This window comes from Corallococcus sp. CA049B, assembly GCF_003611685.1.
Lineage (GTDB): Bacteria > Myxococcota > Myxococcia > Myxococcales > Myxococcaceae > Corallococcus > Corallococcus coralloides.
In genome coordinates, this window is record NZ_RAWC01000257.1 from 1 (window position 1) to 12,161 (window position 12,161).

Sequence of the window (12,161 nt, forward strand, 5' to 3'; positions counted from 1 at the left end):
TGAGCTGGACGAGGGCTTCCACGATGGGGCGGAAGCTTTCTCCTGAACGCGAGGTGGGCGCCACCCCCTTTCACCGGTAGGCTCCGCCCCCTCATGAAGCCCCATCAGAAGATGCTCCTCGGGATCTCCGTTGGCGCGGCGGCCGGGCTCGTCTGCAACGCCGTGTTCGGGAGCGCGGACTGGCTCACCTGGCTCGTCGAGCACGTCACCAACCCCCTGGGGCAGATCTTCATCCGCCTGCTCCTGATGCTGGTGGTGCCGCTCCTGTTCTCCGCGCTCGTCGTGGGCGTGGCGGAGCTGGACCTGAAGCAGGTGGGCCGGCTGGGCGCCCGCACGCTGGGCTACACCGTCGTCTTCTCCGTCATCTCCGTGCTCATCGGTCTGTTGCTCGTCAACACGCTGCGGCCCGGTGACGGCCTGAGCGACGAGGCCCGCGCCCTGGCCCGCACGGGGACGAGCATCAAGGCCGCGCCGCCCCCCGGGGACACCTCCGCGGGCGCGCTCTTCATGTCCATGGTGCCCACCAACCCGCTGAAGGCCGGGGCGGACGGGGACATGATTGGCCTCATCGTCTTCTCGCTCATCTTCGGCCTGGGCCTGGCGCTCACGCCGGGCGAGCCCGCGCAGCGCCTCAAGGACGTCATCCAGGGGCTCTATGACGTGATGATGAAGCTCATCGACGGGGTGCTCAAGCTGGCCCCCGTGGGCGTGGGCGCGCTCCTGTTCTCCATGACGGCGCGCCTGGGCTTCCACATCCTGGGTCAGCTGGCGTCATACGTGGGCGTGGTGCTCCTGGCGTTGGGCATCCACATGTTCGTCATGTACTCGCTGTCCGTGCGCTTTTTGGGCGGCCGCAACCCGGTGGAGTTCTTCCGCTCCTGCCGGCTGGCCATCGTCACCGCGTTCTCCACGTCCTCCTCCAGCGCCACGCTGCCCACCGCCCTCAAGGTCGCGGAGGAGAACCTCAAGCTGCCGCGCAACGTGTCCCGCTTCGTGCTCACCGCCGGCTCCGCGATGAACCAGAACGGCACCGCGCTCTTCGAGGGCGTCACCGTCCTGTTCCTCGCGCAGGTGTACGGCGTGCAGTTGGACCTCACGCAGCAGGCGACCATCATGTTCATCTGCGTGCTGGCGGGCATTGGCACCGCGGGCGTGCCGGCGGGCTCCATCCCCGTCATCGCCATGATTCTGGGCATGTTCCACATCCCCGTGGAGGGCCTGGGCCTCATCCTCGGCGTGGACCGCTTCCTGGACATGTGCCGCACCGTGCTCAACGTCACCGGAGACCTGGCGGCCGCGGTGTACGTGTCGCGCGGCGAGCCCCCCGACCGGCCGGTCGGCGAGGAGGCGGCACAGTCCCCCGCCGCCTGACGTGGCGTCACCCAGGTTCCACCTTTGACCGAAGTCCCCCTCCGCCGTCTTTCGCATCCAAGGAGCTTGAGCCGCATGAAAGTCGCCAACGGTCGCGTCGTCGCCCTCGATTACCGCCTCCACCTGGGAGACGGGCAGATCATCGACCAGAGCGCCCCGAATCAGCCGCTCGCCTATCTGCACGGGCACAAGCAGATCGTCCCCGGCCTGGAGGGCGAACTGGACGGCCTGGGAGTGGGGGACAGCAAGCAGGTGGTGGTGACGCCGGAGCAGGGCTACGGCATCCACAAGCCGGAGGGCGTGCGCAACGTCCCCCGCACCATGCTGCCCACCACGTACCTGCCCCAGGTGGGCGGCACGCTGATGGCCCAGACGGAGGACGGCGACGTCCCCCTGCGCATCGTCGCCGTGAACCCGGACCACGTCGTGGTGGACCTGAACCACCCGCTTGCGGGCAAGACGCTCCACTTCGACGTCACCGTGCGCGAAGTGCGTGACGCGACGCAGGAAGAGCTGGCGCACGGCCACGTCCACGGGCCGGGCGGCGCGCACGGGTAGTGCCTTTTCCCGACCGGGAGGCACGGAGCGTTTCGTGACCCCGGGGGGCGTGCACTATCTTGCGCCCCCCATGGTTCCTCCCGTCCCGAACCCCAGCCAGCTCCGCGTCCCCGCGCCCGACCCCGGCGCCGTCCCCGACCGGCCCGGTGCCTCCGCGGCCATGGATCCGGAGCTGTACTGGCGGGAGCACGTCTACCAGGGCGGCGCGCGGCAGCTCACCGTGCGCGCCGTCATCGCCGGAATGCTCATTGGCGCGGTGATGTGCCTGTCCAACCTCTACGTCATCCTCAAGACGGGCTGGAGCCTGGGCGTCACCATCACCGCGTGCATCCTGGCCTTCGCGGTGTTCGGCACGCTGCGCTCGCTGAAGCTCTTGCGCAACGAGTTCACCGACCTGGAGAACAACGCCATGGGGTCCGTGGCGTCCGCCGCGGGCTACATGACGGGCGGCGGCAACATGGCCGCGGTGCCCGCGCTCTTGATGCTCACCGGGACGCTGCCGTCGTCCGGCTGGCTGATGGTGTGGTTCGCCGTCATCTCCGCGCTGGGCGTCTTCGCCGCCATCCCCATCAAGCGCCAGCTCATCAACATCGAAGCGCTCCCGTTCCCCACGGGCACCGCCACCGCGGAGACCATCCGCGCGCTGCACGGCCACGGCGATGTGGCCCGCCGCAAGTCGCGCCTCCTGGGCCTGGCGGGGCTGGTGGGCGCGTTGCTGGTGCTGGTGCGCGACGCGCGCTTCACCTGGCTGAAGAACCTGCCGGAGAAGGTGAGCCTGCCGTTCAGCATCCTGGGCCGTGAAGCGGGCAAGTGGTCCCTGTCCTTCGACTTCAGCCTGCTGCTCATTGGCGCGGGCGCGCTGGTGAACTTCCGCACCGGCTGGTCCATGTTGCTGGGCGCCATCCTCAACTACGGCTTCCTCGCGCCGGCCATGGTCTCCCAGGGCGTCATCCCGGAGGTGACGTACAAGGCCATCAACAGCTGGTCCCTGTGGACGGGCTCCGCGGTGCTGGTGTCGTCCGGCCTGCTGTCGTTTGCGTTCCAGTGGAAGAGCGTGGTGCGCTCGTTCTCCGCGCTGGGCGGGCTGGTGGGGATGAAGCCCAAGGAGGGCGCTCGCGAGGATCCGCTGGCGGACATCGAGTGCCCCCCGGCCTGGTTCCCCCTGGGCTTCGGGCTCCTGGGCCCGGTGGCCGTCTTCCTCATGGCCTACCTGTTCCAGATTCCGTGGTGGGCGGGTGTGCTCGCGCTCCCCCTGGCGGTGGTGATGGGCGTCATCGCGTCGCGCGTGACGGGAGAGACGGACACCACGCCCACCAAGGCGCTGGGTCCCGTCACCCAGCTCATCTTCGGCGGCCTGGCGCCGGGCAACATCCCCGCCAACGTGATGAGCGCCAACGCCACGGGCGGCGTGGGGCTGCACTCGGCGGACCTGCTCACGGACCTCAAGTCCGGGTGGCTGTTGGGTGCTTCGCCGCGTCAGCAGTTCTTCGCGCAGCTGTTCGGCGTGGTCGCGGGCGCCCTGGTGGTGGTGCCCATCTTCAAGCTGCTGGTGCCCACCGCGGACGTGCTGGGCACGGAGCAGTTCCCCGCGCCCGCGTCCATGGTCTGGGCCGGCGTGTCGAAGATGCTCGCCTCGGGCGTGTCCGCGCTGCACCCCACCGCGCGCATGGGCGCCCTGTGCGGCGCGCTCCTGGGCATCACGCTGGTGCTGCTGGAGCGCTGGGCCCATCCGAAGGTGAAGGCCTTCATCCCCACCGCGTCCGGCCTGGGGCTGGCCATCGTCATCCCCGGCTCCAGCTCCATCAGCCTCTTCGTGGGCGCGGCGCTGGCGGCGTTCCTCCGGCGCGTGAAGCCGAAGCTCGCCGAGGACGCGGTGCTGCCCGTGTCCTCCGGCTTCATCGCGGGCGAAAGCCTGTTGGGCATCGCCATCGCGATGGTGAAGGCCTTCGGCTTCATGCCGAAGTAGGGGACCTGCCGTCAGTCCACCTTGCTGGTGGCCCAGGACACGCCCGCGACGAAGCGGAAGGTGGGCGTGTCGAACCCCGCGCCCACGCCCGGGCCGCCCATCACATACAGGTCCAGGGTGGACAGGGCATGGCGGCGGATGGCGATGAGCAGCTCCGCCCCCACCCGGCCCCCGTTCAGCGGGATGCCCGTAATCACGCTCACCTCGCCGCGCGTCGTCTCGCCGTGGAGCGACGTCACCGTGGCGCCCAATCGCAGCTCATTGCCCGCGATGTCGCGCGGATCATAGGACACGGGGCCCAGGTCCTGGCGCTTGCGCAGGAAGACGCCGGCCTCGCCGCCCACCTGGAAGCCCTCGCCCACGTAGCCCAATTGCAGACGCGGCTGCCACGCGTAGTCCTCGTGCGCCTGCGCCTCGCGGCTGCCCACCGGCAGCCCCGCGGTGAGCCCCACCGAGAGGTTGATGGGGGCGCCCTTCGACTGGCGCAGCACGGCGGCCCGCGCCGTCAGCCACGGCGTGGCGATGCCCCCGGAGTTCGGCCCGAAGTAATCCAGCGTGGGCTTCCCCCCCTGCGTCAGGATGAAGGGCAGCTCACCGCCCACCTCCAGCCAGGACAGCACGCCGAAGGCCACCGTCAGGTGGGCGGTCATCTTGTTCTCCACCAGGCCCGTGCCCTCGCCAGGCTCCCAGCGCGTCTGGAAGTGCAGGGGCAGCTGCTCGTAGTGGTAGTTCAACGCCACACGCAATTGCCCGGACTCCAGCGTCCGGCCCGTCCCCACCACCAGCGACCCCAAGGCCGCCGGGTCCAGGCGCAGCCGTTGCAGGTCAAAGATGGGCAGCGGACTCTTGGGGCCGCTTTCCAGGGCGTGGGCGGAGAAGGGGACGGACAGAAGGGCAGCGGCGAGGACCGAGGCCGGACGAAACACGTGACGACTCCCGAGGCGGAGGGACGCGGACTCTAGCCAGAGTCCCTCGCCGCGAAAATCATGCACGGGTGCCACCGATTGATGGTTGCCCCGCGCAAATATCGCCGCGTCAGGCAGTGCCGGCCGCCAGGTCCTGCAATTCCTGCCATCGCGTATAGAGCCGATCCACTTCGGCGGTGGTGGCTTCCAGGGCCTGATTGACTTCCGCGACCTTGGAGCCCTGGCTGTAGACGGCGGGGTCGGCCAGCTTCGCCTCCAGCTCCGCCTTGCGCTTCTCCGCGGCCTCGATGGTGGCCTCCATGCCGTCCAGCTCGCGCTGGTCCTTGTAGGAGAGCTTCCCGGGCTTCTTCTGCGCGGGCTTCTGGGCGGGCTCCTCGCGGGGCTCGTCCTTCTTCTGCTCGTCCTTCTTCTGCGCGGCGGCGGCCTTGAGCGCGGCGGCCTGCGACTGCTCGCGCAGCCGCTTGTACATGTCGTAGTTGCCCTCGTAGCGGGTGACCTTGCCCTCTCCGTCGAAGGAGAGGATGGCGGTGGCCACCTTGTCGAGGAAGTACCGGTCGTGCGTCACCAGCAGGGTGCTGCCCGCGAAGTCCAGGAGCAGCCGCTCCAGGATGTTGAGGGTGACGATGTCCAGGTCGTTGGTGGGCTCGTCCAGCACCAGCACGTTGGCGCCCTCCAGGAACAGCCGCGCCAGGAGCAGCCGGTTGCGCTCGCCACCGGACAGCGCGCCCACCTTCATGCGCTGCATGGGCACCGGGAAGAGCAGGTCCTCCAGGTAGTCGCGCAGGGCCACCTTCCGGTCCGCCAGCTCCACGTGGTCCTCGCCGTTGGAGGCCGCGTCGTACACCGTCTGCTCTGGATCCAGCTGCGCGCGCTGCTGATCGTAGTAGGCGACCTTGGTGTTCTTCCCGATGACGAGCTTGCCGCTGTCCGCCGGGATTTCCCCCAGCATCACGCGCAGGAAGGTCGTCTTGCCCACGCCGTTGGGCCCCAGGAAGCCCACGCGCTCGCCGCGCTGGAGCCGGAAGTCCACGCCGTCCAGCACCTTGCGGTCGCCAAAGGACTTCTTCAGCCCTTCTGCCTCGATGACGGTGTGGCCCAGCCGGGGAGCGGCCACCACCTTCAGGTCCGCCACCTTGGGGCGCTGGAAGCCCTTCTCCGCCAGCAGCTTCTGCGCCCGCTCGATGCGGGCCTTGCTCTTGGTGCGCCGCGCCTCCGGGCCCTTGCGCAGCCAGGCCACCTCCTGGGCAATCCAGCGTCCGCGCTTGTGCTCCGCCGTCTCCGCGTTCTCCTGGGCCACGAGCTTCTGCTCCACGTAGGCCGCGTAGTTGCCGGGGTAGGAGACGAGGCCGCCGCCGGGCTGGATCTCCACGATGCGGTCCACCAGGTCGTCCAGGAAGTAGCGGTCGTGCGTGACGAGCAGGAGCGCCCCGGGCAGCTTGTCCAGCTCGTCCTCCAGCCAGTCCACGGTGTCCGCGTCCAGGTGGTTGGTGGGCTCGTCCAAGAGCAGCAGGTCCGGGCGCGTGAGCAGCGCCCGGGCAATGGCCACGCGCTTGCGCAGGCCTCCGGACAGCTGCGCCACCGGCCGGTCCCAGTCCTTCACGCCCAGGCGGTCCAGCAGCGTCTTCGCGTGGTGCTCCGTGTCCCAGCCGCCCGCCTGCTCAATCCGGTCGCTCAGCGCGGACAGCTGCTCCAGCATCTTCGGGGTGGCGTGCGCGGGGTCCGCCTCCAGCTTCCGGGACAGCTCCGCGTGCGCGTCCAGCGCCTCCTTCAGCGGCGCCTGGGACACGGCGAGCTCGCTCTGCACGGTGGCGCCTTCGGGGAACTCCGGCTCCTGGGGCAGGTAGGTGACGCGCGCGCCCCGGCGCAGCTGCAGCTCGCCCAGGTCCGGCTTCGCCGCGCCGGCCAATATCTTCATCAGGGACGACTTGCCGGAGCCGTTGACGCCCACGAGGCCCACGCGCTCGCCCTCCTCGATGGTGAAGGTGAGGCCCTCGAAGACGGTGCGGCTGCCGAAGGCGAGCTGGACGTTGGCGGCGCGAAGCAGCGTCACGGAAAGGAACCTTTCGAAAAGGGGGACGGAAGAAAGAAAAAGGGCGCCCCCCACTTGAAGCGGGGAGCGCCCTTCCTACAGCCAGTGCGGCGTGGGCACCCGGACTACTTGCGGGCAGCCTGCTCCGCGGCCTGCTTCTCCTTGTACTGCGCCATCAGGGCCTCGGCCTCGTTGCGGGGCACGGGCATGTACTTGGAGAACTCCATCGTGAACTCGCCCTTGCCCTGGGTGGCGGAGCGCAGGTCGGTGGAGTAGCCGAACATCGTGTTCAGCGGCACTTCCGCCACGGCCGTGACGTAGCCTTCCGCGGTGCCCGTCTCCAGGATGGTGCCGCGGCGCTGGTTCAGCTGGCCCACGACGGAACCCTGGAAGTCTTCCGGAGCCGTGACTTCCACCTTCATGATCGGCTCGAGGATGACCGGCTTGGCGGCGGCGTAGCCCTCGCGGAAGCCCATGATGGCGGCCGTCTTGAACGCCATTTCGGACGAGTCGACCGCGTGGAAGGCGCCGTCGTTGATGACCACGCGCAGGCCCACCACGGGGAAGCCGATGAGGCTGCCCTTCTTCACGGCCTCCTGGAAGCCCTTGTCGCACGCGGGGATGAACTCGCGCGGGATGGAGCCACCGACGATGTCGTCCACGAACTCGTACTGCTGCACGGCGTCCGAGGGCAGGGGCTCCACGTAGCCGCACACGCGCGCGAACTGACCCGAACCACCGGTCTGCTTCTTGTGCGTGTACGCGAACTCGCCCTTCTGGGAGATGGTCTCGCGGTACGCCACCTGGGGCTTACCGGCGACCACCTCGCAGTTGTACTCGCGCTTCATGCGCTCGATGTAGATCTCCAGGTGGAGCTCGCCCATGCCGCTGATGATGGTCTGCGCGGACTCTTCGTCACGGCGCACGCGGAAGGTGGGGTCTTCCTTGTGGAAGCGGTTGAGCGCCTTGGAGAAGTTCGCCAGCGTGTCGCGGTTCTTCGGCGTCACCGCCAGCGAGATGACCGCGTCCGGCACGAACATGGACGTCATCGTGTACTGCACGGTGCCGTCGGTGAACGTGTCGCCGGAGGCGCACTCGATGCCGAACAGCGCGACGATGTCGCCGGCCGTGGCCTCGTTGACGTCGTGCATTTCCGACGAGTGCATGCGGACGATGCGCGGAACCTTGACCTTCTTCTGGTTCACCTGGTTGATGATGAAGTCACCCTTGCTCACCTTGCCCTGGTAGATGCGCATGTAGGTGAGCTGGCCGTAGCGGCCGTCTTCCAGCTTGAACGCCAGACCGACGAAGGGCTTGGTCGGGTCCGACTCCAGGATGATCTTGGCCTCGTTGTTCTTCTGGTCGAGCGCCTCGTTGGTCGCTTCCTTGGGGTTCGGCAGGTAGCTGCACACCGCGTTGAGCAGCAGCTGCACGCCCTTGTTCTTGTACGCGGAGCCGCACATCACCGGCGTCATCTTCAGCGCGATGGTGGCGCGGCGCACGGCGGCGCGCAGCTGCTCCTCGGAGATGGAGGCCGGGTCCATGAGGAAGGCCTCGCCCAGCTCGTCGTCGACGTTGGCGATGCCCTCGATCATCTCGTCACGGCGCAGCTTCGCCTCGTCGAGCATGTCCGCGGGGATGGCCTCCTCGCGAATGTGCTCGCCGTTCTCGCCGTCGAAGTAGAACGCCTTCATGGAGAGCAGGTCGATGAGGCCCTGGAAGCGGTCCTCCGCGCCGATGGGGTACTGGAGCTTCACCGCGTGGTGGCCCAGCTTCTCCTTCAGCTGCGCGGCGACGCGGTCGTAGTTCGCGCCCGAGCGGTCCATCTTGTTGATGAACGCGATGCGCGGAACCTTGTAGCGCTTCATCTGGCGGTCCACCGTGATGGACTGCGACTGCACGCCCGACACGGAGCAGAGCACCAGGATGGCACCGTCGAGAACGCGGAGCGCGCGCTCCACCTCGATGGTGAAGTCCACGTGTCCCGGGGTGTCGATCAGGTTGATGTTGTAGTCGCCCCACATCGCGTACGTGGCGGCGGACTGGATCGTGATGCCCTTCTCACGCTCCAGGTCCATCGAGTCCATGACCGCGCCCACGCCGTCCTTGCCGCGGACCTCGTGGATCTCGTGGATCTTGCCCGTATAGAACAGGATGCGCTCGGACAGCGTCGTCTTGCCCGAGTCGATGTGGGCGGAGATACCGATGTTACGAATCTTCTCGATGGGTACGTTGGAGGCCACGATCCGGTCCTTCTTCTATTGAAAAAATTGCCTGAGGGAACAGAGCAGGCGGGGCCCTTACTTCCCACAGGACCCAGTTACCAGACAAATCCGCATGACGCGGGGCGTACATCCGCCTACTTTCCGCTGTCCCTGTTCCGACTGAGGTCTCATAACAATGAGCGCGAGCGAAAACTTCTCCCTGGCCCGGGCATGGCTCAAGGCCTTCAACGCCCACGACGTCACCGCGCTGGTGGCGCTGTACGCGGAGGATGCAACACACACCTCGCCCAAGATTCGCGTCCTGCACCCGGAGACGGGCGGGCGCCTGGTGGGCCGGCCGGCCCTGGAGCGGTGGTGGAGGGACGCCATCGCCCGGCTGCCGGGCCTGCGCTACGAGGAGACGGCCCTCACGGCGGACGGGGACCGGGTGTTCATGGAGTACCTGCGCCACGCGCCCGATGAGGCCCCCCTGCCGGTGGCGGAGGTGCTGGAGGTGAAGGGCGGGCGCATCGTCGCGTCGCGCGTCTACCACGGCTAAGGTGCCCCCATGGCGACGCCCAATTTCGACCGGGACTTCGGATACCTGCTGCCCTTCATGGACAAGGTGGCGGCGGCGGCCGCGGACCTGCAGGACGCCTCCGCCCGCGAGGAGCTGGTGCGGCTGGTGGCGGAGGAGAAGGTCCGCTGGGAGCGGATCCGCTCGCTGCTCCAGGGCGCTCCGGGGCAGAGCGGCGGTGCGGCCCCCAGGGCTTCGGCCTCGAAGGCCCCGCCGCCCGCCGTCGCGCCCCCGCTGGCCCGGGTGTCCTCGGACGGCGTGAACCGGGTGGCCCCCCGCGAGTCGGGCCTCACGGTGGGCAGCCTCAAGGACTCGCGCTAGGGCGCGGGGGGATCAGGCGCTGCTCACGCGGACCTGATCCAACGCGTCGTAGGTGGCGGCCTTGTAGGCCTCTGACAGCGTCGGGTAGTTGAAGCAGGTCTCCACGAAGAGCTGCGCGGTGGAGCCGGTGAGCAGCGCGGTGAGCCCCACGTGCACCAGCTCCGAGGCCTGCTCGCCCAGCACGTGCACGCCCAACAGCTTCATGTCGTCGCGGTGGAAGAGCAGCTTCAAGAGGCCCTGCTTCTCCCCGATGATCTGCCCGCGCGGGTTGGTGTCGAAGGTGGCGCGGCCGACGACGTAGGGGATGCCGCGCGCGCGCAGCGACTCCTCCGTGTCGCCGGCCATGGACACCTCCGGGATGGTGTAGATGCCGTAGGGCAGGATGGGCGTGAGCGTGCGCTTGCCCGGGCCGAACGCGTGCTCCACCGCGATGCGGGCCTGCTCCATGGACGTGGAGGCCAGCGCGGGGAAGCCGACGACGTCCCCCACCGCGTAGATGTGCGGCACGGCCGTCTGGTACGCGAGCCCCACTTCAATCTGGCCGCGCTTGCCCTGCTTCACGCCCAGCGCCTCGATGCCCAGGCCCGCGGTGTTCGCGGTGCGGCCAGAGGCCACCAGCACCTGATCCGCCTCCAGCACCTCGCCCGTGGACAGCTTCAGACGGATGGGCTCCGAGTGGGACTCCGGGACGTGCGCGGACTCCACCGTCTGGCCCAGGCGCAGCCGGACGCCCAGCGTCTCCATGCAGTCGCGCAAGAGCTGACCCACCTCCGCGTCCAGGAAGTTGAGCAGGTCGTTCTTCACCTCCACCAGCGTCACCGGGATGCCCAGCGCGGCGAACATGCACGCGTACTCGCAGCCGATGACGCCGCCGCCCACCACCACCAGCGTGCGGGGCAGGGTGGTGATGTCGAGGATTTCATCCGAGTCGTGCACGCGCGGGTCGCCGAAGGGGTACAGCGGCGGGCGGTACGGGGTGGAGCCGGTGGCGATGAGGGCGGTGCCGGCGGAGAGCCGGGCGACCTCCGCGCCGTCGCGCTTCACCGCGACGGTGTGCGCGTCCACGAAGGAGCCGGCGCCCTGGAACAGCGTCACGCCGTGGCGCTGGAGGTTCTTGTGGATGCGCTCGCGCTCCATCTGCTTCACGCGGCGCTCGCGGAAGAGGAAGTCGGAGACGGTGGCCTCGTGGCGCAGCGTCGCGTCCACGCTGTAGAGGCCGCGCGCCTTGAAGCCGGACAGGTGCAGCGCCGTCTCGCGCAGCGTCTTGGAGGGGAGGGTGCCGGTGTTGGCCGCGGTGCCGCCGAGCACCGGCTCCCGCTCCACCACCGCCACCCGCTTCCCCGAGAGCGAGGCCTGCACCGCGCCCCATTCACCCGCGGGGCCTGATCCGATGACCACCAGGTCGAAGTCCGCCATGGGCCCACCCTAACCCCATGCCGGGGGGCCAGGGCACCCGGAAGTCAGTCCCGGCCGGAGTAATTCAGCTTCTCGCGGACCTCCTCCTCGGTGAGCAGCCGGAAGCCGCCCTCGGGGATGTCGTCCAGGGTGATGTCGCCCACCGCCTCCCGGTGGAGCGCGCGGGCGGGCAGCCCCACGGCGCCCAGCATGCGCTTCACCTGGTGGTGGCGGCCTTCGGTGAGAATCACCTCCACCGTGTGCTCGTCGCGCACGCGCACCACCGCGGGGCGGGCGGGGCCGTCATCCAGCATCATCCCCTGGCGCAGCGGCTCCACCTTCGCGTCGTCCGCGGTGCTGAACACCGTGGCCACGTAGCGCTTGGGCAGGTTCGTCTCCGGGGACGTGGCGTGGGCCACCAGCTTGTCGTCGTTGGTGAAGAGCAACAGGCCCGTGGTGTCCACGTCCAGCCGGCCCACGGCGTGCCAGGTGAAGCGGTTCAGCTCCAGGGGCAGCTGGGGCAAGAGCAGCTCGAACACCGTGCCCGTGCGGTGCTGGCGCGCGGTGGACGTCAGCACCCCCGCGGGCTTGTGGAAGGCCAGCACGTGCGTGGGCGCCCCCTTGCGCACCGGCATCCCGTCCACCTTGATGACGGCGTCGGGGGGCACGGGCGTCAGGGGCGTGGTCGCCACGCGGCCGTTGACCGTCACGCGGCCTGCCTTGATGGCGGCGTCCGCCTCGTCCTGGGGCATGGCGCCCGCGCGGGCGAGCGCGCGGGAGAGCCAGTCCGGCTTCTCCTTGCCCTCCCAGCGGT

10 protein-coding genes are annotated in these 12,161 nt (G+C 69.1%); 5 read left to right on the top strand and 5 right to left on the bottom strand.

Annotated features, from left to right (window positions below; all coding sequences use genetic code 11):
• The first annotated feature begins 93 nt into the window (after nt 1-93).
• The 3 genes from D7W82_RS34550 (at nt 94) to D7W82_RS34560 (ending at nt 3,895) form a co-directional block, all read left to right on the top strand.
• Nucleotides 94-1,371: a dicarboxylate/amino acid:cation symporter gene (locus D7W82_RS34550; RefSeq protein WP_120622379.1), complete on the top strand. Its 1,278-nt coding sequence runs from the start codon at nt 94-96 to the stop codon at nt 1,369-1,371.
• Between the two features lie 75 nt (nt 1,372-1,446).
• Nucleotides 1,447-1,929, top strand: a complete 483-nt coding sequence (locus D7W82_RS34555; RefSeq protein WP_120622380.1) for a peptidylprolyl isomerase — start codon at nt 1,447-1,449, stop codon at nt 1,927-1,929.
• A gap of 70 nt (nt 1,930-1,999) precedes the next feature.
• Nucleotides 2,000-3,895: an OPT family oligopeptide transporter gene (locus tag D7W82_RS34560; RefSeq protein ID WP_120622381.1), complete on the top strand. Its 1,896-nt coding sequence runs from the start codon at nt 2,000-2,002 to the stop codon at nt 3,893-3,895.
• Nucleotides 3,896-3,906: 11 nt separating this feature from the next.
• On the opposite strand, the gene D7W82_RS34565 is transcribed toward D7W82_RS34560, so the two are convergent.
• The 3 genes from D7W82_RS34565 to fusA form a co-directional block, all read right to left on the bottom strand.
• Entirely contained in the window at nt 3,907-4,821 is a 915-nt protein-coding gene (locus D7W82_RS34565; RefSeq protein WP_120622382.1) for a flagellar motor protein MotB, read from the bottom strand.
• 109 nt (nt 4,822-4,930) lie between these two features.
• Entirely contained in the window at nt 4,931-6,871 is a 1,941-nt protein-coding gene (locus D7W82_RS34570; RefSeq protein WP_120622383.1) for an ABC-F family ATP-binding cassette domain-containing protein, read from the bottom strand.
• A gap of 104 nt (nt 6,872-6,975) precedes the next feature.
• On the bottom strand, nt 6,976-9,093 hold the full coding sequence (fusA, locus tag D7W82_RS34575) for an elongation factor G (RefSeq protein ID WP_120622384.1): 2,118 nt from the start codon (nt 9,091-9,093) through the stop codon (nt 6,976-6,978).
• 157 nt (nt 9,094-9,250) lie between these two features.
• Here fusA and D7W82_RS34580 point away from each other — a divergent pair, with 157 nt between their 5' ends.
• The gene (locus D7W82_RS34580; protein WP_120622385.1) at nt 9,251-9,613 is read left to right on the top strand and encodes a nuclear transport factor 2 family protein; all 363 of its coding nucleotides are present in this window, start codon (nt 9,251-9,253) and stop codon (nt 9,611-9,613) included.
• A gap of 9 nt (nt 9,614-9,622) precedes the next feature.
• Nucleotides 9,623-9,952, top strand: coding sequence for a hypothetical protein (locus D7W82_RS34585; RefSeq protein WP_120622386.1), 330 nt, complete (start codon nt 9,623-9,625; stop codon nt 9,950-9,952).
• A 12-nt stretch (nt 9,953-9,964) separates the two neighbouring features.
• On the opposite strand, the gene sthA is transcribed toward D7W82_RS34585, so the two are convergent.
• Together sthA and D7W82_RS34595 are read right to left on the bottom strand one after the other, a co-directional pair.
• Entirely contained in the window at nt 9,965-11,368 is a 1,404-nt protein-coding gene (gene sthA / locus D7W82_RS34590) for a Si-specific NAD(P)(+) transhydrogenase (RefSeq protein WP_120622387.1), read from the bottom strand.
• A gap of 44 nt (nt 11,369-11,412) precedes the next feature.
• Nucleotides 11,413-12,161: pseudouridine synthase (locus tag D7W82_RS34595; protein WP_147439700.1), on the bottom strand; the 749-nt coding region annotated here is incomplete at its 5' end.

Excerpts from the sequence above, each read along its gene's own strand:
- D7W82_RS34580 (WP_120622385.1), top strand. The coding sequence starts at position 9,251 with ATGAGCGCGAGCGAAAACTTCTCCCTGGCCCGGGCATGGCTCAAGGCC.
- D7W82_RS34555 (WP_120622380.1), top strand. The coding sequence starts at position 1,447 with ATGAAAGTCGCCAACGGTCGCGTCGTCGCCCTCGATTACCGCCTCCAC.
- sthA (WP_120622387.1), bottom strand. The coding sequence starts at position 11,368 with ATGGCGGACTTCGACCTGGTGGTCATCGGATCAGGCCCCGCGGGTGAA.
- D7W82_RS34550 (WP_120622379.1), top strand. The coding sequence starts at position 94 with ATGAAGCCCCATCAGAAGATGCTCCTCGGGATCTCCGTTGGCGCGGCG.
- D7W82_RS34560 (WP_120622381.1), top strand. The coding sequence starts at position 2,000 with ATGGTTCCTCCCGTCCCGAACCCCAGCCAGCTCCGCGTCCCCGCGCCC.
- D7W82_RS34585 (WP_120622386.1), top strand. The coding sequence starts at position 9,623 with ATGGCGACGCCCAATTTCGACCGGGACTTCGGATACCTGCTGCCCTTC.